Genomic DNA, 23,486 nt, shown 5'->3' with positions numbered 1-23,486 from the left:
CTGGTCTGGGGCACAATGCCGCGCCATGGCGCGAACGAGAGAGGTGAGCTGTGGCGATCGAAACCGCCTTGCGTGACGACCGCGGCACGGTGTTGCCGCCGGTGAAGCGATCATTGCTGTCTGCGCCATCGCGTTCCGACTCGGCCTTCCGGGCAGTGAGTTACACCGCCGGTGCGACCACGGTCGGGATCATGCTGGCTGTCGGACTCTTCCTCTCGGTGCGGGCGGGCAACGCACTCTCCGTGTCGGGCATCTCGTTCCTGTTCGAGCAGCGCTGGTCGCCGGAGACGCACCAGTTCGGCATCGCCGCTGTGCTGTTCGGCACCATCACGATCGCCGTCATCGCAATGTGCGTCGGCGTTCCGCTCGCAATCGGCACCGCGTTGCTGCTCTCCGAGATCGTGCCGGGGCGGATGCGGTCGGCTCTCGTCTCCCTGGTCGACCTGATGGCCGCGGTGCCGAGCGTGATCTACGGCCTCTGGGGTCTGTTCTTCCTGCAGGAGAACGTCATCCCGGTGTCGGAGTGGATCTCCACCTACTTCGGCTGGATTCCGTTTCTCTCGGCGACCGACTCGACCGGCCACCACCTCACCGAGGCGAGTTCGTACACCTCCTCGGCCTTCATCGCCGGCATCGTGGTCGGGCTGATGGTCGTTCCCACCCAGACCTCGGTGATGCGGGAGGCCTTCTCGCAGGCGCCGGTGGGGGAGCGGGAAGCTGCTCTCGCCCTCGGCTCGACCCGTTGGGGGATGATCCGCACCGTGGTGCTGCCCTTCGGACGCGGCGGCATCATCGGCGGAACGATGCTCGGGCTGGGCCGAGCGCTCGGCGAGACTATCGCTGTCTACCTGATCATCTCGCCGATCTTCACCATCAACTGGCATGTGCTCACCACCGGTACCAACTCGGTCTCTGCTCTCATCGCGCTCCGCTACGGCGAGGCGAGCGAGTTCGGACTCTCCGCGCTCATGGCCGCGGGCTTGGTGCTGTTCATCATCACCCTCATCGTCAACTTCACGGCGTCGTCCATCGTCGCCCGGTCGCGCTCTGGCGCAGAAACGGGGTGACCGTGTCGACCACCGTGGACTCCATCGATAGCGCTGCCGTGGACACTGCGGAACTCGAACAGGTGCTCGACGACGGTCGCCCGGCGCGCACCAGCACGCCACGACACGACCGCACCGACTCCGGCCCGCGCCGTCGCCTGCGCACCGCTACGCTCGACCAGCGTTTCGACCTGCTCGGGGCGCTCGCCGCCAGTCTCGCGCTCACCACACTGCTGTTCGGCTGGTTTCTTCCGTTGTCGGGGGCGGTCGGCTGGTTCGTCGTCGCGTTCCTCCTCTTCATCGGGTTCTACGCGCTGCTGGTCGCGATCCGCTCCGACCGGCAAGACGTCAAGGACAGGATCATGACGGTGCTGCTGGCGAGCGCCGGGGTCATCCTGTTCGGGGCCTTAATCTTCGTCGTGGCCTACACTCTGATCCGCGGGCGAGAGGCGCTGCCGCATCTCAACTTCTTCACCGAGACGATGGAGCTCGCGGGGCCGCTCGATCCGCTGTCACTCGGCGGAATCCTGCACGCCATCGTGGGCTCGCTGATCCAGATCGGCATCGCGCTCACCATCACCATTCCGTTGGGCATCACCACCGCGGTCTTCCTCAACGAGATCGGCGGACGATTCGCCCGCTTCGTGCGCACCATAGCCGACGCGATGACCGCACTGCCGTCGATCGTCGCCGGCCTGTTCGTCTACGTCGCGGTCATCCAGTTGATCACGCACCAGCGGTCGGGCTTCGCGGCCGCGATGGCGATCACCGTGATGATGCTTCCCATCGTGATCAGGGCCTCGGATGTCGTGCTGCGACTCGTTCCGGGAAATCTCCGCGAGGCGTCATACGCCCTCGGCTCCACACGCTGGGCCACCGTCTGGCACGTGGTACTTCCGACGGCGCGGTCGGGGCTCGTCACCGCGATCATCCTGGGCACCGCCCGCGGAATCGGGGAGACCTCACCCGTCTTGCTGACCTCGGGCGTGACCTCGGTGCTCAACCTGAATCCGTTCTCCGGGCCGATGATCTCGCTGCCGCTGCAGGTCTTCGACTTCGTCAAGTCGCCGGAGCCGAACATGATCGCCCGCGGCTTCGGCACCGCCGCCGTGCTGCTGCTGCTCGTGCTCGCGCTGTTCGCGGTCGCCCGCGTCATCGGCGGACGCGGGCCGGGGCAGCTTACCGATCGCCAGCGCCGTCGCGTCAGCGCAGCATCCGCCGACGACCTGCAACGGATGTCGCGGCCGCTCGCACCCGAACCGCCTCAGCCCGCTCAGACTCAGCCCGCAACCGCTCTACCCGCACCCCAGGAGCCCGCCTCGTGACCACCCGTTTTCGCATCATCCAACTTTTCAGCATGTTGCTCGCGGTCATGTTCTTCGCAGGTGCGGCAGCGGTGGGCTCCTCTCCCCAGCGAGCCGCGGCCGCGACCTACACCCCGATCAGCGGAACGGGTTCGACGTGGTCGCAGAATGCGCTCGATCAGTGGCGAAAGAATGTCGCAGCAAACTACGGAATGACGGTGAACTACTCCGGGACCGGCTCGTCCGCCGGGCGCCGCGACTTCGTCGCTGGCACGGTCGACTTTGCAGTGAGCGAGATTCCGTTTCAGGCCTCTCCCGAGGACGGGTCTGCGGCGGAAAAGCCCCCGCGCGGGTTCGCGTACATGCCGATCGTTGCCGGTGGGACGTCGTTCATGTACAACGTGAAAATCGGTGGCAAACGCGTGACTAACCTGCGACTCGGCGGCGAGACGGTCACCAAGATATTCACCGGCAAGATCACGAACTGGAATGATCCGCAGATCGCGGCGGATAATCCCGGTCTGGCTATGCCCAACAAGCCGATCGTTCCCGTAGTTCGCTCGGACGGCTCGGGATCGACGGCGCAATTCACCCTCTGGATGTCTAAGCAGTACCCGGCGCTGTGGCAGTCGTTCTCAGGCAAGGCTGGGCTGACCTCGCAGTACCCGGTAAAGGGGGCGACGAAGGCGCAGAACGGATCACTCGGTGTCGCCGGATACGTGAGCCAGGCCTACGGCGAAGGGGCGATCACCTACGTCGAGTACTCGTACGCTCTCAAGTCGGGATTCCCCGTCGCCAAGATCTTGAACTCCTCCGGCTACTACGTGGAGCCCACCGCGCCCTCGGTCGCCGTTGCGCTACTGAAGGCGCAGATCAATACGAACGCCTCGTCTGCTGAGTACCTGACGCAGATCCTCGACGGGGTGTACAACAACCCGGACAAGCGCACTTACCCCCTGTCTAGCTACTCGTACATGATTGTTCCGACCGAGGTTGGAGGGGTATTCAACACAGACAAGGGAAACACTCTCGGCACCTTCGCCAGCTACATGCTGTGCGAGGGACAACAGCAGGCCGCGGCGCTCGGGTACTCACCGCTGCCGATGAACCTCGTGCTGGCCGGATTCGACCAGATCAAGCGAGTTCCCGGAGCGGGCTCCGCCAACGTTGATCCGAACTCGTGCAACAACCCCACCTTCAAGAAGGGTGACTCGCCGTCGAACAATCAGCTCGCGGTAACAGCCCCGCAGCCGGCGGCCTGCGATAAACAGGGCCCCGACCAGTGCACGACGGGGACAGCCGGTGCTGCCGGAACCGCGACAGTGGTCAGCGGTAGCGGTAAAGGCGGATCATCCAGCAATACCGCCAACGCCGCCGGAGGTGCCATGACCGATGGCGCCTCGTCATCCGCTGGCAGTGCGGCGGATATAGGGTCCGCCGACGCGTCCGCGAGCTCCGGTGCGACGGGAGGGGCGGTTTCCACCCCCTACACGCTCGCCAGCGCGAGTTGGGGAACGGGACAGTTCGTGATGCTCGGGGCCGGGGCATTCCTCGTACTCGTCATCGTGCTTCCCGCTCTGCTCTCGTCACGGCTGAAAAAGCTCGGCGCAGACCCCAAGAAGTAGCTCACGATCAGCCGACCACCGGTGCCGAGAGGCACCGGTGGTCGGCGTGCCATCGGCCGGATTGGGCAGCCCCGTTACGTCGTTATTCGCAGAGTTCCAGTACCCAATTCGTTCATCCCGATGACACCAACCGCCCATACTTTTTCCCCGCCCCCAGTAAACGCTGGATCCCCACTTGGAGTAACCCGTGCTTTCGCCCTCGAAATCCCATGCGCAGAAACCGTGGCTCGCCTCGGTTGTCGTCGGCCTTCTCGTCGCCCTTGTCGTCGGCGGTATTTCTGTAGCCTTCGGGACCGGAGCGCCCTCGGCCACCGCGAGTGACTCGTCAGCGGTGACGATCACGGCCAAGCAGGCTGACGACGATTTAGCACACGCACCAATGAAGGATCTCTCGGTCACCATCGCTCAGACCAAAGACCTTGTCGCGCAAGGTCTTCAAATCAGCTGGACCGGAGCCGAGAAATCCACCCAGCCCGCCACCGACAACGGTGGAGAGAACTTCTTGCAAATCATGCAGTGCTGGGGCGACGACCCCGCAGTGGCGGCCGGGCAGCCAGCTCAGCCCGACCGCACGACCTGCCAGTACGGCGGCTTCCTCACCCCTGGGGCTACCCGCGACAACTTCGTCACCGACGACGAGGTGGCACCGCAGGATGATCCGTTCACCGCTCCGGGCGACGGTTTCGCGCACCCCACCTATACTTCGATCCCGTTCCGGGCGCCGTCGGGCAAGGTAATCGCGTCCGTCGTGAATCACGTGAAGCTCGACACAGTCGACCCCAACACCAACGAGTTCTTCACTGCCTACAGCTCCAACGAGGTTAAGTGGGCGGGGTCGAGCGCGGACGGCAAGGGCTCGGTGAAGTTCGAGGTGCAGACCGCGCAACAGTCGTCTGGAATTGACTGCGGTGCCAAGGTCGTCACCACGGGTGCGGCGATCACAGGGAAGTCCTGCTGGATAGTCGTCGTACCGCGAGGAACCCAAGACGCTGGCGAGAGCCATATAGTCCACTCCGGGCTGTTCTGGGACGCGTGGAAGCACCGCATCGCGTTCCGCGTGAACTTTAAGCCCATTGGAATCAATTGCCCGATCGGGTCAGCCGAGAAGCAGATTTCCGGCAGCGAGCTCGTCGCTGGTGCAGTCGGATCCTGGCAGCCCGTTTTGTGCGCGGGGAGCTCGGGCTCGATCTTCACCATCAGCACCGGGGCCGAGCCCGATGCGCTCAGAGCGGCCAGCGATCCAGCCGTACCTGCGGCGCTCGCGCTCACCTCGCGCGCTCTCGATACATCCGACGGTTCGCCCGATCCAGACGTCTACGCCCCTATCGCACTATCGGGAATCTCTGTCGCGTTCGCCATCGATAGGCGACCGCTCGCAGGCCCGAACACCGACTCTGCCGACCTGGCCAAGGCGAATCAGGCATTTAGCTCGATGAAGCTCACTCCGCGTCTGATCGCGAAGCTACTCACGAACTCGTATCTGGACTCTTTGCCTGGTGACAAGAGTGACATCGGATACCACAGCCCAGCCAACCCGGGGCACAATGCCCGGAACCTGACGACTGATCCTGACTTCCTGGCGATCAACGACCCAGAGTGGAAGACTCAGGCCCTCGTTTCGCCGTCACTCGCCGATCTCTTGGTTCCGCAGGGCCGGTCCGACGTGGCATTTCAGCTCTGGCGTTATGTGATGGCCGACCAGGAAGGTCGTGACTTCGTCGCCGGCAAACCTGATGCCTGGGGAATGTTCGTCAATCCGTGGAATTCGACCGACGCTTCGATCAACCCGGCCAAAGTTGGACTTTCCCTACCCATGGATTCGTTCCCGAAGTCGGACCCGGCTGAAGTACCCGCTGTACCCAACGGGGCTGGCGCTCTCAACCTGGTCACCTGGCGCCCATATACAAACGACCTTGACACCGGTGGCTACCTCACCCTTCGCGGAGATGGACAGGTGCTCGGCCCTTGGGACATCACGAAGACACCGCCTGCTTACATCAAGGCGGTCAGAAACAATCCAGGCTTCCAGAACGTGCTCGGCCTCACGGACACGGCGTCGGCGGCGAAGTATCAGCTCGTGTCCGCGTCACTTCGGAACCCCGCCGGTGCGTTCGCTTCGCCTACCGCCGAGGCAATGACTGCGGCGTCAGCGGCGATGACACGAACGGCCGCGCAGGCGCAGGTGTACGAGTACAACCCTGCGGGCGAGGCCGCGAAAGCGGCACCAACCGCGTACCCGCTAACTATGCCGGTCTATGCCGCGACGAATCCGACTCAGAACGACCAGGCAACTCGGGACTCGTACGCCGCATTCATCAACTATGCGTCGACGAAGGGGCAGGAACCGGGAACGGCACAGGGGCAGTTGCCAGACGGATATGCACCGCTTCCCGCATCGTGGCGTGAACTTTCGAAAAACGCTGCCGCTGCGATCGTCGCGGGAGTTTCGGTCCTGCCGCCAACCGTCGAATCGGGCGACTCGGCGGTAAGCGCAGACGATGCGACCAGCGCGGGCACTGGAGGTTCGAGCGACACGCCTTCTCCGACATTCGCTGGACCTAGTGCATCGGGGGACCCAGCGCTGAGCCTTACCAGTGGCGTCACCCCAAAGGACCACGACATGAGCGAGATCGCGTCCGCGGTCCCACTCAGCCTCCTCGCCGGCATCATCGCCGCGCTCGCTGTTCCAATCATCCCCCGACTCAGACGACGGATCTGATGCCCCACATTCTTGGACCCGAACGCCAGCCGACGTCCGTCGCAGCGGACGCCAAGTCGATCAACCGCCTCCCGCGAGTGGTCGAACCCCCCCCCTCGAAAGGAAACGAAGTGAAGAAGATCAAGGCCGCTGCCGTTTGCGCAGCAGTCGGTGTCGCCATCGCCGGTGTCGCCATCGCAGTTCCCGCTCACGCAGACCCGATCTCCAATAGCTACACACTCGTAGGGTCCGACACTCTCCAGGACGTCTCGAACGCCCTGGTTAACGGCACCTCCATCACGGGGTCTTCGGTGCGCGTGCTCGCAAGCTCCGGAGCTTCGCTCGGTTCCTTCGACGCGTTCGGCTCGGCAGCCATCCAGGTGAAGCAGGGTGGCCCGTCCTTCGCTCGACCCGCTGGGTCTGGTGACGGCGTGAAGGCTCTCAGCCGCTCGATCGACGGAGAGACCTTTGCCGTCGCGAACAACTCGACGCCGACAATGAAGATCCCCGGTCAGGTCGATGTCGCTCGCTCCTCCAGCGGCCCTGGCTCGGCTACCAACACCGCAAGCGGTGTACTCGCCTACGTGCCCTTCGCTCGCGATGCGGTTACCTATGCGTTCAACGGATCGGCCGCGGCGCTCGGTTCCATCACCACCGCGCAGCTCACGCAGATCTACACCTGCGTTGCCGGCGCGAACGTGATCAACGGAGTAACGGTGCAGCCGTTGCTGCCGCAGGCAGGCTCGGGCACCCGCAAGTTTTTCCTGGGCGCGATTGGCGTGACCGACAACCAGGCGCTCGTCAACTGTGTCACGAACAACGGGGCTAACCCTACGTTCGCCGCCATCAACGAGAACGATGGAACCGCCCTTACGGCCGTCGGCCAGATCGCTCCGTTCTCCGTCGCGAGCTTCATCGCGCAGAGCAACGGCGCAGCTCAGAACCGTACCGGAGCCGCAGCGCTGGGTTCGCCGATCGGCACTGCGCCTTTCACCGGAACCGGCACCGCGCTCGCTGCCAACTCGACCTACTACGCCAACTCCGTGTGGGGTCGAGACACCTACATGGTCGTTGAGTACGCACGAATCGACAGTGCGAACGCGAAGTTCGAGCAGGGTCTTGCTGACCTCGTGAACCCCACGAAGGCGAAGAGCCTCAGCAACTTCGGCACCGGCCCGACCACCTCGGGCGCTGTCAAGGCCAAGTTCGGCTTCCTCGCTCCGTCGTCCACCACCATCCTCCGCGCCAACGCCTCCTAACCCGATAGAAAGGCACAACCACCATGCTCTCCTTCACTAAATCGCGCACCATTCTCGTAGGCGCGGCCGTTCTCGCAGTCGTTGCTGGCGCAACGGTCGCGATCTCGGCCTCCGCCGCAATCCAGCCCAACGGATCCCAGGCGCCGGTGTACATCGGCGACAGCAACACCAACGCGCTGATCCCGGCCGGGTCCGTCATCGACTGGAACGACGACAATTTCGGATTCAACAATCCCGCAGACGTTTCCACTCCGTACGTGTGCCCCGCCGACGCGACCGGTTCGGTAACCTTCCTCGCCCCCAAGGGGCAGGAATTCACCATGGCCAACTACTCGGCGGTGGGGTCTTCGTTGTTCTACCCGGCCGGCAGCAAGAACGTCGCTCAGTTCACTACGTCCCCGTATCAGCAGAATGTCGGCAACGCGGCAGCAGTGAAGGCAGCGGGCGGTGACTACAGCATCGGCCTTGCCTGCACTATCAACAACGGTTCGAAGCTGGCATCCACTGGTGTCTTCTTCGCGTCGATCCACGTGACCGCCGTCACGGGAAAGTTCACGGTCGACCAGCCCACCGAGACCGGCTCGACCACCCCGCCCACCCCGCCGACCGGCTCCGCTGACCTCAACCTGAAAGCGACCACTCTCGCAGCCCAGGATGGCGTACTCAGCCTGGTTGCCCCCGCGGCGACCACTGTGCTCATCGGTAACCCGGTGCTCGATCCGGCCACGCAGCTCTCCACGTCGACCGGAACGCTCGGCGACGTGAAGGTGAGTGACGGGCGCGTCGCGAGCCACACGGGCTGGGACCTTACTACCAAGGTGACGGACTTCGTGCTCGAGGGTGACAACACCAAGACGATCTCGAAGGCGCAGCTGGGCTTCGCGCCCAAGCTGATCAGCAAGCCGACCGGTGCGAACATCACTGCCGGGACGAAGCAAGCCGCCGGAACCGCCGTCTACGACGCAGCGTTCGCCTCGGCGGACAACGGCGTAAACGTCGGTGACACCGTCGTGAACGCCGACCTCACATTCGTCGCCCCGGCGACGGCTGCGGCCGGCACGTACGACTCGACCCTGACGCTCACGCTCACCTCGAAGTAGTACCCGCGATAACCGGCGGGAGAAGTCACGGGTGCTCGTGGCTTCTCCCGCCCACGTTTTCCATACCGCATCGCCCGCGTTCAGTTGCAGTTAAGCGCCGCGATCACCGCCGTCAAGCTCAGTTTGGATAGATAGACCGTGCTCGCCAACCCGAATGTCGAACGCTCACTTCGACACATTGCCGCCCTTGCAGTATTCGTCGCCCTAGGTGCTGGACTTTTCTCCGCTGCCTCCCCTGCGCGCGCGGACGACACCACCGGAATCTCCGGCGCGCCATCCGACGGGACAAGCACCGACGATCGATCTCGGTTCAGCTATCAGGTCGACCCTGGTCAGCACGTCGACGACTCATATCTCGTGCGCAACACGGGGTCCACCGCGCAGACGATGAAAATCTTGGCGACAGATGCTTTCGACACAGCCCAGGGCGCTTTCAGTCTTCTCGATACCAAGCAGGCTCCGGTTGATGGAGGCTCGTGGGTGACCTTTGCGAACGGTCAGCATTCGATAGATCTGCCGATCGCCGCCGGTGAGACGAAGGTCGTCTCGTTCCGTCTGGATGTGCCGTCGAATGCTGCTCCTGGGGACCACGCCGGTGGAATCGTAATCTCCGTTGCCACGGCGCAGGGGTCAATCATGGTTGATCGCCGAGTTGCTACCCGCATGTACGTGCGGGTTAAGGGAGCCCTGCAGCCCGCGTTGACCGTTGGCAATATCTCGGCCGACTACGCGGGATCGCTCAACCCTTTCAACGGCACCACCGACGTGAAGTTCACCGTTCGCAACAATGGGAACGTGGCCCTCGGCGCCGACATGGTGGTGAACGTCAAGACCTACCTCGGCATCGGTGCCTCCGGGCTAGTCCGCACCAGTGTTTCTGAACTGCTACCGGGCAGCACGAGAGTCGTGACCGTTGCTGTTCCCGGCGTTCCGCAGCTGGGCTACCTCAATCCGCACGTGAATCTTGTGCCAACTGTGGATAAAGATGCTCTGAACCCGGGCCCCCTGCGAACCATCGAGCGAGACTCAACCCTATTCGTGATGCCGTGGTGGGTGCTGATCCTGCTCGTGGTTGCTGGCCTCGTGGTCCTGATCGTGCGCCTCCGCCGGCGTTCCGACCGCATCCGCGCGACCGCCTGGATCGAGCACACCGAGAGCGAGGCGCGACGCAAGGCAGCCGAGGCAATCGAGGACCAACTCATCACGACGGGTGTGAACAATGACGCCAGCTAGACGCAATGTGCTAGCTCGACGACTTTTCGCGGCGCTTCTCGGTCTCGGTGTTCTGTTGATCGCCGGGGGCGGATTCGGCCTGTCTGCGATGGCGGCACCGTCAGACGACGGAATCGGATTGACGGTAACGGTGGCGCCGTCGCCGTCGCCGTCGGGCGCTGGGTCGGGCGGCGGGGGATCATCTCCCTCGGAAAGTGAATCTCCGATGCCATCGCCGAGCGCATCGACTCCTCACGAGTCGTCGCACGACGGTGGGCTCGGTGGGATCGTCTTTGTCAGCGGTCTCTCCTCGCACTACGTCTGGTCGAGTTCACCCGTCGACAGCAAGGTCTTGCTCCGGTTCACTGTGCGCAATGATGCCAAGTCGAGCATCGACTCCACCGCCGAGTTTTGGGCCACATCCCCGGTGGGCTCACGTATCGGAACCTCACACAAACTCCCGATTAGCGCGCTGAAGCCGAACGAGACTCGCGTTGTCGAGACCAGTCTCTCCGGCTTCGGACAGTGGACTGCGATTCACACCCACGTCAAGTTCTCCCCCCCGAAAATCGTCGACGGCAAGAAGCTGTCTTCGGTGACCCGCGACTCGTTTGTCGTGGTCCCGCCGGTTGTCGCCATCGGCTGCGGCGGAGCGCTCGCGGTCATTGCCTTGCTCGGCGTCCGCTTTGCCTGGTTAGCGCGCCTCGCGCTGATTTTCCGGAGCGTCGGGTGATCAGTCCAGTCATCGAGGCCCCGCCGGCTTCAGGCAATCGTCGCGGCTCCGCCCCGAAACCTCCGCGTACGCCTAAGCCTCCGCGACGGCTCCCGCGTGCTCCGCGTCCACCAGTTGTGCTCACGCCGGCTCAGTTCTTTGTTCGAAGCACTCTCGCCATTGTCGCTGCGCTCCTGATCGCATTCGTGCTGAACGTTACGGTTCTCAGTCAGGTGCAACACCTGGTGGCGCAACAACGACTACGCGACTCCATCTCGGAACAGTTTGCCGCGGGGACTCTTCCTGTGAGCGAAGGGGATTTCGACGACCACCTTCTCGAAGACGGCACTCCGCTCGGATTCATATCCATCCCCAGCCTGGGCGTTAACCAGGTGTTCGTGGAGGGAACATCCTCGAGCACACTCACCGCCGGCCCCGGTCATCGACGCGACACGGTACTGCCGGGGCAAATCGGCACCAGTGTGATCCTGGGTCGCGCTTCGGCATTCGGTGGGCCTTTTGCGCGAATCCAAGAGCTCGCCCCGGGCGATACCTTCACGGCGCGCACCGGGCAGGGTGTTACTGATTTTTCCGTGATTGGCGTGCGCTACGCCGGAGATCCGGTGCCCACAGCGCCGAATGGTAAGCAGAGCCGTCTGATTCTGGAAACCGCTCGAGGAGCGCCATTCGCTCCATCCGGCGTTGCCTATGTCGATGCACAGGCGACCTCCGCGGCGCTACCCGTAGGGCAGCGTCAGACCACGATCGTTTCTTTGCCGCCTGAAGACGCGCCTCTCGCCTCCGACACCACCACGGTCTGGGCGCTGGTGTTCGCGCTGCAGTTCCTCATCGTGGTCGAGATCGGCGCGGTCTGGGCCTACCGCCGCATCGGCGCACAGAAGACCTGGATCGTGTTCGTTCCGCTCACCGTGCTCGCCGGTATCTACGTCACCAACCAGGTGACCATCCTCTTGCCCAACCTCCTCTGATCGCAGGGAACCCCATGACCGACCAACTCACCGATGTCACCCGCGTGCTGCCCTCGCCGCGCTCGTTGTTCGCCCGTCTGCCGCGACGGTCGGCACCCGCGCTCGATCTGCCACCTGCAGAACCCGAGCCGCTGGCATCCCTCGAGGCACGCGACATCTCCGCCTGGTTTGGCGACCACCAGGTACTCGATCGGGTCTCCCTGACGATGCCGGCCGGCGTTATCACGTCGCTCATCGGGCCTTCGGGGTGCGGCAAGTCGACTTTCCTGCGCATCCTGAACCGGATGCACGAGCTGGTGCCATCCGCCAGCCTCGCCGGTGAGGTGCTGATCGACGGGCAGGACATCTACAACGCCGATCGCAAGCTGGTCGAGGCGCGCAAGAGCATCGGAATGGTCTTTCAGAAGCCGAACCCGTTTCCGGCGATGTCGATCTACGACAACGTGCTGGCGGGGCTCAAACTCACCGGAACCCACGCCGATCGCGACCAGCGCGACTTCCTGGTCGAGAGTTGCCTCACCAAGGCCGGCCTCTGGAAAGAGGTGAAGGATCGCCTGCGGGCTCCCGGCGGCGGACTCTCCGGTGGGCAGCAGCAGCGGCTCTGCATCGCACGCTCGCTGGCGGTGACCCCGCGTGTACTGCTGATGGACGAGCCGTGCTCTGCCCTCGACCCCACCTCGACCCGCGTCATCGAAGAGACCATGCTCGAGTTGGTCAACGACGTCACGATCGTGATCGTCACCCACAACATGCAGCAGGCCCAGCGGGTATCGACCCAGTGCGCCTTCTTCCTCGCCGCGCAGGGAACGCCCGGCGCGATCGTCGAGCACGGCGACACAGAGGCGATGTTCTCGGAGCCGATCGATGCGCGCACCTTCGACTACGTGAACGGCCGCTTCGGCTGATTCTTCCCGGTGGATGCGGTGGTCGAGGACGTCCACGCGATCACGCTGTGGGCCGCGCTATCGGCGAACCGCTATCCGAGCGATAGCGCGGCCATCGACTCGTCGAGCAATTCGGCGAAGGGACGCGCCTGATCCGAGGCGAGCCAGGTCGTCCTGGCGGCGAGCAGGCAGGCGAATGCGGCCCCCACTATGGCCGCGGGCCGCGGATCCGGGCCGGTTCCGTCCGCTTCCCTCGGGCCGAGGCGCTGACGGACACCGTCGACGAGTAGGGCCTGCATCCTCGACAGTTTGTCGAGGTACCCGGCGTTCAGGGCCGGAGTGCTCTGCATGATCCGTTCCATCGCGTCGCTGCGGATTCTCTCCTGCTCGTTCTGCACATAAGCCACGGTCAGGTCGAAGACTCGACGCAGTGACAGCCACACTGGCTCATCGTCGGGCCGCTGTGCGAGGACCTCAGCCATACGGTCTCCCAAAAAATCATATTTCCCGATGACGAGGTTTTCCTTCGAGGCGAGATAACGGAAGAAGGTTCGCTTCGACATGCCGGCAGCCGCCGCAATTTGGTCGACGGTGGTCGACTCGTAACCGTGGGCGAGAAACAAATCCTGCGCGACAACAGTGAGTGAGTTCTGACTGCACGATGCGGCGGGTGCGCTCGCGCAACCCAGTCGGTGCGTCGTCGGTCATGCTTTCACGCGTACCACTGGATGGCATACCTGACACCCAGTGTCAGTTATGACCTTCAGCAAATCTGGCGCTTCAGGTGAAGCTCAGAGAGGGAGATTTCTATCATGAGCAAGGTTTGGTTTGTCACAGGAACGTCGAAGGGCTTCGGGCGCGAGTTTGTTGTTGCCGCCCTCGACCGCGGTGACAAGGTCGCCGCCACAGCACGTAATATGTCGGCGCTGGATGACCTGGTGGAGAAGTACGGCGACGCCGTCCGGCCGATCCAGCTCGATGTCACCAACCGCGAGCAGGCTTTCGGCGCGGTGAAGACAGCGCACGACACGTTCGGGCAGATTGACATCGTCGTCAATAACGCGGGATATGGCCTCTTCGGCACTGTCGAGGAGATCACGCCGGAGCAGCTGCGCGACCAGCTCGAGACCAACCTGTTCGGCGTGGTCAATGCCACGCAGGCCGTGCTGCCGATCATGCGGGAGCAGGCCTCGGGGCACACATCATCCAGGTGTCGACAATCGGCGGCGTCGCGGCCTTCCCGAACCCCGGTGGCTACCATGCATCCACGTGGGCGCTCGAGGGTCTCACCGAGTCGCTTGCCCAAGAGGTCGCTGGCTTCGGCATCACAGTCACCCCCGTCGAGCCCGGTGGATTCGACACCGACTGGGCCGCGGCTCTCCGGCGAGCCGCGCGAGCTGCCCGCTCAGTGCACGACCGAACTAAGTCAACGTGAAGAATGTCCAGCATCCTGCTCGAATATCCATGGTTTCGGGCGATATTGGAGGAATTGCCTGGACGAATCGTCGATTCCGAGTCGAGAAAATCTCGCCGCATAGATAATGTTGGTGGGGTGAACATTTCGCAGACACACGCGCAGGTCGATCAGGTCTGGCCTGTCGACATCGAGGTCGGCTACCAGCTCGTCGCCCGGGTCTGCCCGACCGGCACCGACTCGCGCTACGAGATCCGCCTCGGCCAGGTGCTCGACGGAGAACTGCACGAGTCGGGGGAGCCCTTCGAGGCGTCGTTCGGCCCGGACTTCGACGAGGCTCTGCGCGCTCTGCGCCACTAAACGGCGACGCATCCGTCAACAGGATGCGGCGGGCAAAACTCCCGAATCCGTCCTGTTGAGCGACGATTCGGCGATCTCATCATGTTGACGGGCCCAACCAGGATGCGGATCCCGCACCGCCCTACCGCGCCAACGCCTCCTTCAGCTTCACCCGTCCGCCCATACGCAGCAGCGAGTTCGAGTAGATCCGGGCGCCGAGGATGATCACCAGCAGCGTCGACACCAGCAGGATCACCAGGGACAAAATCGGCTCCCACCACTGCGCGGTCCCGAGGAAGATCCGCATCGGCATTCCCACCGGAGCGCTGAACGGCACGTACGACATGATCCCCAGCACGAGAGCGTTGTCGTTGAACAGGATCACCAACAGATACGGCACCATCACCAGCATCGTCAGCGGGGTAGTGACGGATGCCGCGTCCTCCTGCCGCGAGACCAGCGAGGCAGCGGCCGAGAAGAGCGCGGCAAGCAGCACGAAGCCGAGCGCGAAGAAGACGACGAACCAGATCAGTGCCGGCCCGATAAGCCCGATCACCGAGGTCTGCCCCGTGATCAGCAAACCGCCGACGGTGAGCACGGCGATCGCCGCGATCTGCGCGAAGGCGAGGATGCTGTTGCCCAGAACCTTGCCGGCGAGCAGCGCCCGCACCGGGATGGCGGTCATCAAAATCTCGACCACCCGCGTCTGCTTCTCTTCGATCACGCTCTGCGCGATGGTGCTGCCAAACGTGATCGACGAGACGAAGAACACCAGTCCGAAGCCGAGCGCCACGAGGTAGGTGAGCAGCCCGTTCTGGCTGGGCGGGTCGAGCAGAGTGACGGGCGGAGAGATGCTGAGCTTCGCGATCACCGCCTCGGGCGGCGAGCTGTCGCCGATCACCTCGTAGCCGAGCGGCGTCTTCGTCGAGGGCACGAGGGCGGCGTCCACGGTTCCCTTCTTCACGAGCGATCGTGCTTCGGCCACGCTGTCGACGTGCCGCACCACTAGTCCGGTAGCGCGATCGGCGGCGGCCTGGGCCGTTCCGACGGCCGCGACCTTGGGGTCGGAGGCCGTCGCACTCGCGATGCCGCCGATCACGATTCCCGCGAGCACGGCCAACAACAGAATGCCGGTCGAGATCAGGAAGGCCTTGCTGCGCAGACGCATGGTCACCTCGCGCCGAGCGACCAGCCATGCCGCGGAGGGAATGCTGCGGGCGGTCACTTCACCACCTCCGCGAAGATCTGGGCGAGCGACGGATGCTGCGGCCCGAAGCTCGTCACGGGCCCGGCCTCCACGGCTCGCCTCACTACGTTCTGCGCGGTGGAGGCGTCCGCGTGAAACAGCACCCCGTCACCCGCGGCTTCGACTCCCGTCACCCCGCTCACCGACGCCACCCAGCTCAGGTCGCCCGGCGTGCTGAGCTGCCAGCTGTCGCCGCCGTGCTCTGCGCGGAGCTGGTCGCGCGATCCGGCCGCACGCACCTGGCCGTCGGCGATGATGACCAGATCGTCGCAGAGCCGCTCGACGACATCGAGCTGATGACTGGAGAACAGCACGGGTGCGCCGCCTGCCGCCGCATCCCGCAGCACGGAGAGCACCGTTTCGACGCCGATCGGGTCGAGCCCGGAGAACGGCTCGTCAAGTACCAAGGCCGTCGGTTCGTGCACCAGCGCGGCGGCGATCTGGGCGCGCTGCTGGTTGCCGAGCGACAGTGTTTCGACGGCGTCGTTCGCGCGCTCGGCAATGGCGAGGCGGTCGAGCAGGCGTGACGTGCTGTCCTCTGCGGCTTTCTTCGACATCCCGTGCAGCCTGCCGAGGTAGGCGACCTGCTCGGCAACCTTCATCTTCGGGTAGAGACCGCGCTCTTCGGGCATGTAGCCGATGGCGTGCCGGTCGTCGGCGTCGATCGGGCGTCCATCGACGGTCACCGTGCCGGAGTCGGGGGTGAGCACGCCGAGGATGATCCGCATCGCCGTCGTCTTGCCGGCTCCGTTGGCGCCGACGAAGCCGGTGATGCGGCCGCCCCCCACCGTGAAACTCACATCGTCGAGGGCCCGACGCTCGCCGAACCTCCTGGACACGCGGTGGACCTGCAGCATCGATGCTCCCTCTCGTCCCGATCCACCGTACAGACGGACCCGGAAGAGAGGAACCCGCGCGCGTCAGCCGCGCGCGGTGATGCCTTCGGTCGACTCGATCACGCCGGCCATCTTCTTGGAGAGGGCCTCGTAGAACATCGAGAGCGGAAATTCGTCGTCGAGCACGGCGTCGGTGAAGCCCTTCGGCGGGCCGTCCAACGGCAGCTCGCGCTTCGCCCAGTTCGACGCGGGGTGCGGGGTCACCGTCGCCGACACCAGGTCGTAGGCGGCGAGCCAGTGCGCGGTCTTCGGCCGGTCGATCGAGCGCCAGTACAGCTCCTCGATTTCGCGCCCGAGCGCGATGACCACCTCCGGCACCTCGTCCCAATCGATGGTGAGCCGGGTGTCGGTCCAGTGCAGCACGTGGTGCTGATGCAGCCAGGCGAACAGCAGCTGACCGCCGAGGCCGTCGTAGTTGCGCACGCGGGACCCGGTGATGGCGAAGCGGAAGATGCGATCGAAGATCACCGCGTACTGAACCAGCCTGGCGCGGTCGCGGGTGACGGCATCCGTTTGCTCGGCGTGTTCGATCGTGACCGCTTCGCGGAAGGCGGTGAGGTCGCAGCGAAGCTCCTCAAGCGAATAGAGGAAGAACGGCATCCGCTGCTTGATCATGAACGGATCGAAGGGCAGGTCACCGCGCATGTGCGTGCGGTCGTGGATGAGGTCCCACATCACGAAGGTCTCTTCGGTGAGGCGCTGGTCGTCGAGCAGCCGGGCTGCGTCGGCGGGAAGCTCGAGCTTCGTGATCTCGGATGCCGCGCGCACGACCCGGCGGAACCGTGCGGCCTCGCGATCGGCGAAGATCGCTCCCCAGGTGAAGGTCGGGATCTCGCGCATCGCCACAGTTTCGGGGAACAGCACGGCCGAGTTGGTGTCGTAGCCAGGGGTGAAGTCGATGAAGCGGATCGGCACGAAAAGTGCGTTCGCGTAGTCGCCGGCCTCGAGCTCGGAGACGAACTCCGGCCAGAGCACCTCGATCAGCACGGCCTCGACCAGGCGGCTGGTGCTGCCGTTCTGGGTCAGCATCGGGAAGACGACGAGGTGGCGCAGGCCGTCGATGCGATCGAGCTGTGGCTGGAATGCCATGAGCGAGTCGTAGAAGTCCGGCACGCCGAAGTCCTCATCGGCCCAGCGCGCGAAGTCAAGGCTGAGTGCCTGGAGGTAGGCCACGTCGTGGGGGAGGGCCACCGTGAAGGAGAGAACGGTGCGTGCGATGGTGGCGGTGTGCTCGCGGGCGGCGGCGTGGTCAGCGGCGTTCGGGATGCTGCCATCCTTCGCCTGCAGCTCTTGCAGGGCGACCGCGGCGGACTTGATGGCCTGCCATTGCGCCGTGTTCTCCAAGGCCGTGTCTTCCAGAACCAGGTCTTCGAGAGTCGGGGCGTCTTCCAGAACCTCGGGCTCCCCGACGATTGCGTCTACTGGTGTTTCAGCGATGCTCATGGTTCGACCTCCGATTCCAGACGTGGTGGGTCACAAAAGTTGTGAGGAATCCAGGCTAACCGAAGGGTCTTGAGCGTTTCTTTGCCCTAGACGCAGGTTTTCGTCGAATGCGCTGCAATGCGCGCACAATCGTGGGTAGGGCGGATGTCGACTCAGAGTCGCTTGTCGGCCAGCCAGCCGCGCACCACGGCCTCGAACTCGTCCGGATATTCCACGCTCGGAAGATGTGCGGCACCGGCGAACTGGCAACCATCGGCACCGGGGATCGCGTCGAGGAGGTAGTCGTAGTGACGCAGCTCGGCGCCGATGTCGAGGTCGCCCACCATAATCAGCGCGGGCAGGTCGAGCGCATCGAGCCGACCGAAAGCGGGAGGATCGAGTGGGATCGCGCGCGGGTTTTCGTCGGCGCGCGCCAGGTTCGCCCGGTGCAGGGCGTATGCAGTGGCGGCGAACGACGGAGCAACGTCGGCCGGAGTTCGGGAGGGGCCGAAAGCCCACGCCTCCACTTCCAGGTCGTGGGCACGCTCGAGGTCGCCCTCCTCGAAGGCGGCACTGATCGCGGCGAACAGTTCGTCTTCCCGGGCGCTGAGCTGCGGTGGCGGACAGCCTCCGGGCGCCGAGCCGATCGTGACCAGCCCCACGATGCGATCGGGGTATTCCAGGGCCAGGTCGATGCCGATCGAGCCGCCGCGCGAGCATCCGATCACGGTCACCCGCACGATGCCGAGGTGGTCGAGCAGATCGATGGCATCGGTGCGGTTAGAGTACGCGGCCTCCGTCGATACCGTGCTGCCGTAGCCCCTGGTGTCGTAGCGGATGACGTAGTGGTCGGTCGCGAGCTCGGGAACCAAGGGGTCCCACATCCGCAAGCTGGCGAGACCAGCGTGGATGAGCAGCAGAGCCGGGTCGGAGACGCGGCCCTCGGTCTCGTAGTACAACGTCGCGCCGGCGACCTCGAGTTCTGGCATGTCGTCGAAACTACCCCTTAACTAAGCCAGCGGACCGGCCCTCGGGGAGGCCGATCCACTGCTGACGTCTGGGTATGTGACGTCATGGCTCGTGTGTGGCGTTCACAGCGCTCGATCTGCGGGGGTTTTCAAGCGGGGTAACTGCGTCAACCGTTCGGGCCGGCACTTCGACGTTCCACCATCTCTATGCCTTCACATCGAAGCTACCAGTATATTGGTCCGCATTGTGGGGGACACTTGGCCCCAAATGTGGGGGTGACTCAGAATTCTGTCCGCACCACTTTGTCGTTGGCGTCCGCCTGCTCCGAATCCTCGACGGGAATCTCGATCAGCCCGAGCATGCGCATCGATCCGAGAGCGGCGGCGCGATCATGATCGCGGGCGGCATGCACCAGCAGGTCCTGGGCAACGCTGAGCGCGCGCAAATCGATGTAATCGGGAAGGTGGAGGCTGCCCAGCCGGATCTGGTGCACCACCGAGGTGATCCCGCGCTGCAGCGCCGGATTGGTGGACAAGGTGACGAAGTGAGCGAAGAAGTCGGCATTGGCGGTCGCTAGCTTCTGCGGATCGGGGTTCATCAGGTGCTCGACGAACCGGTCGTGGTCGGCGCGCATCGCCAGCACCATCTCCGGCGGTACGCGCGAGATGACCTCCGAAACCAGCGCTCCGTACAGCGCGACCCAGACGACCATCGCGTCGGCGGTCTGTTGCGGACTGATGATCGATATGCGGGTGAACCGGCTAGCGGAGGCCTCGATGATGCCGATCTCGCGCAGGCGCTGAAGTGCCTCACGCACCGGGGTGCGAGAGACCCCGAGCTTCTCAGCTAGGTCGGAGTCGCTGATGCGAGTTCCCGGCAGCAGCCGCCCCTCATGCACATCGGCCAAGATCGAGTCGAAAACCGTGGTCACGATACTGCTCGTGGCGAAAGACTCCGCCTGCGGCACTTCCTGTTCAGGTATATCGGACATGTGCAGAAATGTACCCGCGTCCCGTGTTTCGAGGTCGGCAGCCGCTGTGGGTGGCTAGAAAATCATCGGGCGGTCGTCGTCATCGACGGCCACGTCGAGGTCGACGACGACCGGGACGTGATCGCTCGGGCCATCGCCCTTGCGCTCTTCTCGAACGATCTCGGCGCCGGTCACGAGGTCGGCGAAATGCGTCGAGGCCAGGATGAAGTCGATCCGCATGCCCTCGTTGCGAGGGAATCGCAGCTGCTGGTAATCCCAGAAGGTGTACCCCTCGGGAACCAGCGGACGCACGACATCCGTGAGCCCGATCGTGGTGAATTCGGCGAGGGCCGCGCGCTCCGGAGCCGAGGTGTGGGTGTTGTTCGCGAAGTCCCAGGTGGGCCAGACATCCGTGTCAAGGGGGGCGATGTTCCAGTCGCCCATAAGCGCGAGGGGGGTGGACGGATGTTGCGTCATCCAGGTCTTCGTGTCGGAGGCGAGTTTCGCGAGCCAGTCCAACTTGTAGGCGTAGTGCGGGTCGCCGAGTGCGCGCCCGTTGGGCACGTAGAGGCTCCAGAGCCGCACGCCGTCGACGGTGACACCCATCGAGCGCGCTTCGAGCGGCAGCGCGCCATCCTCACTCGGTTTGCCGAAACCGGGGGCGGAGGGGAAGCCGACGGTCACCTCTTCCATCGGGAGGCGGCTGGCGAACCCGACGCCGTTCCACTGGTTGAGGCCGTGCATCTGCACCTCATACCCGGCGGCCTCGAAGGCGTCGAACGGAAACTGGTTCTCTTTGCACTTCAGCTCCTGCATGGCGAGAACGTCGATGTCGGCTCGCCCCAACCAGTCGACGACCCTGCCGACACGGGTACGGATGGAGTTCACATTCCAGGTGGCGACGCGCATGCGGTCAACGGTAGTCACTCCGCCAGACGGATGCGGCCACAGGCCCTCGGCTACAGTGAATCCGTGCCTGAAGATACCCCAGCATCCGTCCGCCAGAAGCTCATCGACTACATCTCATCTGACGCGGTGTTCCACGGGGACTTCACCCTCACCAGCGGCAAGAAGGCGACCTATTACGTCGACCTGCGCAAGGTGAGCCTCGACCATCGCGTCGCCCCGCTCATCGGGCAGGTCATGCTCGACCTCATCGCAGAGGTGCCGGATGTCGTGGCCGTCGGCGGCATGACCATGGGCGCCGACCCGGTCGCGACCGCCATTTTGCACCAGGGTGCCGCCCGCGGCGCGGCCTACGACGCCTTCGTTGTTCGCAAGGAGCCGAAAGACCACGGCCGCGGTCGCCAGGTCGAGGGACCGGAGCTCGCAGGCAAGCGTGTCATCGTGCTCGAAGACACCTCCACCACCGGTGGATCGCCTCTCGCCGCGATCGCGGCGCTCGAGAAGGTCGGCGCAATCATCGCCGGCGTCGCCGTCGTCGTGGACCGCGACACCGGTGCGCGCGAGAAGATCGAGGCGGCGGGCTACCCGTACTTCGCCGCGATCGGTCTGGACGACCTGGGACTTCGTGGCTGACCTTCGAGCGGTCGGACGACGGCGATGACCGGGCGAGACGACGACGACTCGAACGGTCTGAACGACACTGATCCGCAGGCCTGGTTCGCCCGCCAGTTCGGGTCGGATGAGCCGTCGCACGAGGGGGTGCCTGCTTCTCCCGAGCCCGCGGCCTTCGACTGGGGCTTCGGTGCGCCAGCGGCCCCATCGATACCTGAGCCCACGGTCCCTGAGCCTGTCGAAGGGCCACCCCGGGTCATCTTCCCGTGGGAGACGCCACCCGGCCCGAGCGGCGAGACCGTTCCGCTCGAGTTCTTCCCGCCGATCGGCTCGCCTGCCACCGCGCCCACCACAGCGAGCACGGTTGCGATTCCGGCGCCCGTCGAAGACGCTGCGCCTGCCGAGCCGAGCCGCCAGGCCGGGGACGGCCACGCGCCGATGTGGCGCAACCCGCACATCCTGATCTTGATCGGCGCGGCGCTCGTCGCCGTGCTGCTTCTCATCGGCCTGTTCTATCTCGGCACGCGCCTGTCGTCAGCGGCGACACCGGTCGCAGCCCCGACGAAGACCCCGACCGCGAGCCCGACGCCCACGCCGACACCCACGCCCACCCCGACTGCGGCCCCGGTCGTGACCGGTCCTGCGGCCGCCGGACCGCACAAGTGGAACGAGCTACGCGGGGGAGAGTGTGTCGATCCCTTCACCTCCGTCTGGGCCGAGACCTTTACCGTGGTGGACTGCGCGGCGCCGCATCCCGCGCAGATGATCTTCCGCGGAACATTCCCGGACGCCCCTGCCGCCTACCCGGGAGTGCCGGCCCTCCAGGCCCAGATCAACCTGCTCTGCGGCTCGCCGACGGTCGTCAATCTCGCCGCGGCCGGGGCATACGCGAACATTCAGGTGCAGGCCTCATACGCGGCGACCGACGCCGAGTGGGCCGAGGGTCAGCACGACTACTTCTGCTTCGTGAACCGCGCCTCGGCAGAGCCGCTGACCGGAAGCGTCGCCGCGACCGGCTAGCCGAGTTCGAAGGCGGCTACAGCTCGCTCTCGATCGGCCCTTTCTCGAGCAGTTCGTGCACGCCGCTCAGAATCTCGTCGGGGCGGAACGGGTAGCGCTCGATCTCGGCCTGGTCGCTGATTCCGGTGAGCACCAGGATCGTGTGTAGCCCTGCCTCGATGCCGGCGACGATGTCGGTGTCCATGCGGTCGCCGATCATCCCGGTGTTCTCCGAGTGTGCGCCGATCTTGTTCATCGCGGAGCGGAACATCATCGGGTTCGGCTTGCCCACGACGTAGGGCTCCTTGCCGGTCGCCTTCGTGATGAGGGCGGCCACGGCACCAGTGGCTGGCAAGGGTCCTTCAGAGCTCGGCCCCGTGGCATCCGGGTTGGTGACGATGAAGCGGGCACCCGCCCCGATGAGACGGATGGCGCGGGTGATCGCCTCGAACGAGTAGTTGCGCGTCTCGCCGACCACCACGTAGTCGGGGGCAGTGTCGGTCATGATGAAGCCGGCTTCGTGCAGGGCCGTGGTGATGCCGGCCTCGCCGATCACGAAGGCCGACCCGCCGGGCATCTGGGAGGCGAGGAAGTCTGCGGTGGCGAGCGCCGAGGTCCAGATGCGGTCCTCGGGCACATCGAGTCCGGATGCCTTGAGTCGTGCACTCAGATCGCGGGGGGTGAAGATCGAGTTGTTGGTGAGCACAAGATAGGGCTTGCCCTGATCGCGCCACTGCTCCAGCAGGTCGGAGGCTCCGGGCAGGGGGTGGTTCTCATGGACGAGTACGCCGTCCATATCGGTCAGCCAGCACTCGATTTCACCGCGATCAGTCATGGGGCCATGCTAACGGCCCGGTCACTAGGCTGGTTGGGACGCGGGGAGT

At 64.8% G+C, this 23,486-nt stretch carries 22 protein-coding genes; 14 read left to right on the top strand and 8 right to left on the bottom strand.

What is annotated here, in order from left to right; translation table 11 throughout:
• Positions 1 to 50: 50 nt before the first annotated feature.
• The 10 genes from pstC (at position 51) to IV501_RS13260 (ending at position 12,850) form a co-directional block, all read left to right on the top strand.
• On the top strand, positions 51 to 1,067 hold the full coding sequence (pstC, locus tag IV501_RS13305) for a phosphate ABC transporter permease subunit PstC (RefSeq protein WP_307812288.1): 1,017 nt from the start codon (positions 51 to 53) through the stop codon (positions 1,065 to 1,067).
• A gap of 2 nt (positions 1,068 to 1,069) precedes the next feature.
• Positions 1,070 to 2,371, top strand: a complete 1,302-nt coding sequence (gene pstA, locus IV501_RS13300) for a phosphate ABC transporter permease PstA (RefSeq protein ID WP_307812287.1) — start codon at positions 1,070 to 1,072, stop codon at positions 2,369 to 2,371.
• Complete coding sequence (gene pstS, locus IV501_RS13295) at positions 2,368 to 3,975, top strand: phosphate ABC transporter substrate-binding protein PstS (RefSeq protein ID WP_307812286.1); 1,608 nt, start codon at positions 2,368 to 2,370, stop codon at positions 3,973 to 3,975. Before pstA ends, pstS begins: the two co-directional genes overlap by 4 nt.
• 187 nt (positions 3,976 to 4,162) lie before the next feature.
• Complete coding sequence (locus IV501_RS13290; RefSeq protein WP_200556801.1) at positions 4,163 to 6,694, top strand: hypothetical protein; 2,532 nt, start codon at positions 4,163 to 4,165, stop codon at positions 6,692 to 6,694.
• Between the two features lie 110 nt (positions 6,695 to 6,804).
• Positions 6,805 to 7,932, top strand: coding sequence for a hypothetical protein (locus IV501_RS13285; RefSeq protein ID WP_200556800.1), 1,128 nt, complete (start codon positions 6,805 to 6,807; stop codon positions 7,930 to 7,932).
• A 23-nt stretch (positions 7,933 to 7,955) separates the two neighbouring features.
• The gene (locus IV501_RS13280; RefSeq protein WP_200556799.1) at positions 7,956 to 9,032 is read left to right on the top strand and encodes a hypothetical protein; all 1,077 of its coding nucleotides are present in this window, start codon (positions 7,956 to 7,958) and stop codon (positions 9,030 to 9,032) included.
• Between the two features lie 396 nt (positions 9,033 to 9,428).
• Positions 9,429 to 10,265 (top strand): COG1470 family protein, encoded by an 837-nt coding sequence (locus IV501_RS13275; RefSeq protein ID WP_504739219.1) that lies wholly within the window; start codon positions 9,429 to 9,431, stop codon positions 10,263 to 10,265.
• 205 nt (positions 10,266 to 10,470) lie between these two features.
• Positions 10,471 to 10,977, top strand: coding sequence for a hypothetical protein (locus tag IV501_RS13270; protein WP_200556797.1), 507 nt, complete (start codon positions 10,471 to 10,473; stop codon positions 10,975 to 10,977).
• A gap of 284 nt (positions 10,978 to 11,261) precedes the next feature.
• On the top strand, positions 11,262 to 11,945 hold the full coding sequence (locus tag IV501_RS13265) for a sortase (RefSeq protein ID WP_307812285.1): 684 nt from the start codon (positions 11,262 to 11,264) through the stop codon (positions 11,943 to 11,945).
• Between the two features lie 14 nt (positions 11,946 to 11,959).
• Positions 11,960 to 12,850: a phosphate ABC transporter ATP-binding protein gene (locus IV501_RS13260; RefSeq protein WP_200556796.1), complete on the top strand. Its 891-nt coding sequence runs from the start codon at positions 11,960 to 11,962 to the stop codon at positions 12,848 to 12,850.
• A 71-nt stretch (positions 12,851 to 12,921) separates the two neighbouring features.
• Here the strand turns inward: IV501_RS13260 and IV501_RS13255 are convergent, their stop codons facing one another.
• Positions 12,922 to 13,452 (bottom strand): TetR family transcriptional regulator, encoded by a 531-nt coding sequence (locus tag IV501_RS13255; RefSeq protein ID WP_200556795.1) that lies wholly within the window; start codon positions 13,450 to 13,452, stop codon positions 12,922 to 12,924.
• A 189-nt stretch (positions 13,453 to 13,641) separates the two neighbouring features.
• On the opposite strand from IV501_RS13255, the gene IV501_RS16725 reads away from it, so the two are divergent.
• Together IV501_RS16725 and IV501_RS13245 are read left to right on the top strand one after the other, a co-directional pair.
• Complete coding sequence (locus tag IV501_RS16725; RefSeq protein WP_443667556.1) at positions 13,642 to 14,367, top strand: SDR family NAD(P)-dependent oxidoreductase; 726 nt, start codon at positions 13,642 to 13,644, stop codon at positions 14,365 to 14,367.
• Between the two features lie 14 nt (positions 14,368 to 14,381).
• Positions 14,382 to 14,603, top strand: coding sequence for a hypothetical protein (locus IV501_RS13245; protein ID WP_200556794.1), 222 nt, complete (start codon positions 14,382 to 14,384; stop codon positions 14,601 to 14,603).
• 121 nt (positions 14,604 to 14,724) lie between these two features.
• Here IV501_RS13245 and IV501_RS13240 read toward each other — a convergent pair whose 3' ends face one another.
• From IV501_RS13240 to IV501_RS13215, 6 genes are all read right to left on the bottom strand, one after another.
• Positions 14,725 to 15,807, bottom strand: a complete 1,083-nt coding sequence (locus IV501_RS13240) for an ABC transporter permease (protein ID WP_307812284.1) — start codon at positions 15,805 to 15,807, stop codon at positions 14,725 to 14,727.
• Positions 15,804 to 16,685 carry an ABC transporter ATP-binding protein gene (locus tag IV501_RS13235; RefSeq protein WP_200556793.1) on the bottom strand — a complete coding sequence of 294 codons (882 nt, stop codon included), beginning with the start codon at positions 16,683 to 16,685 and terminating at the stop codon, positions 15,804 to 15,806. The genes IV501_RS13240 and IV501_RS13235 overlap by 4 nt, the downstream gene beginning before the upstream one ends.
• A gap of 63 nt (positions 16,686 to 16,748) precedes the next feature.
• Positions 16,749 to 18,167 carry a DUF6421 family protein gene (locus IV501_RS13230; protein WP_200556792.1) on the bottom strand — a complete coding sequence of 473 codons (1,419 nt, stop codon included), beginning with the start codon at positions 18,165 to 18,167 and terminating at the stop codon, positions 16,749 to 16,751.
• Positions 18,168 to 18,319: 152 nt separating this feature from the next.
• Positions 18,320 to 19,135 carry an alpha/beta fold hydrolase gene (locus tag IV501_RS13225; protein ID WP_200556791.1) on the bottom strand — a complete coding sequence of 272 codons (816 nt, stop codon included), beginning with the start codon at positions 19,133 to 19,135 and terminating at the stop codon, positions 18,320 to 18,322.
• 260 nt (positions 19,136 to 19,395) lie between these two features.
• A complete protein-coding gene (locus tag IV501_RS13220) occupies positions 19,396 to 20,106 on the bottom strand; it encodes a GntR family transcriptional regulator (protein ID WP_200556790.1) in 711 nt (236 codons plus the stop codon).
• A gap of 54 nt (positions 20,107 to 20,160) precedes the next feature.
• The gene (locus IV501_RS13215) at positions 20,161 to 20,994 is read right to left on the bottom strand and encodes an exodeoxyribonuclease III (protein WP_200556789.1); all 834 of its coding nucleotides are present in this window, start codon (positions 20,992 to 20,994) and stop codon (positions 20,161 to 20,163) included.
• Between the two features lie 63 nt (positions 20,995 to 21,057).
• Here IV501_RS13215 and pyrE point away from each other — a divergent pair, with 63 nt between their 5' ends.
• Both pyrE and IV501_RS13205 read left to right on the top strand, forming a co-directional pair.
• Positions 21,058 to 21,624: an orotate phosphoribosyltransferase gene (pyrE, locus tag IV501_RS13210; RefSeq protein WP_307812283.1), complete on the top strand. Its 567-nt coding sequence runs from the start codon at positions 21,058 to 21,060 to the stop codon at positions 21,622 to 21,624.
• Between the two features lie 24 nt (positions 21,625 to 21,648).
• A complete protein-coding gene (locus IV501_RS13205; protein WP_200556787.1) occupies positions 21,649 to 22,623 on the top strand; it encodes a hypothetical protein in 975 nt (324 codons plus the stop codon).
• Between the two features lie 16 nt (positions 22,624 to 22,639).
• Here IV501_RS13205 and IV501_RS13200 read toward each other — a convergent pair whose 3' ends face one another.
• On the bottom strand, positions 22,640 to 23,437 hold the full coding sequence (locus IV501_RS13200; protein WP_200556786.1) for an HAD-IIA family hydrolase: 798 nt from the start codon (positions 23,435 to 23,437) through the stop codon (positions 22,640 to 22,642).
• Between the last annotated feature and the right edge of the window lie 49 nt (positions 23,438 to 23,486).

The sequence above is a fragment of the Lacisediminihabitans changchengi genome (assembly GCF_016634425.1).
GTDB lineage: Bacteria > Actinomycetota > Actinomycetes > Actinomycetales > Microbacteriaceae > Lacisediminihabitans > Lacisediminihabitans changchengi.
Note: the sequence above shows the minus strand (reverse complement) of the source record. Positions and strands in the feature narration are given on the sequence as shown.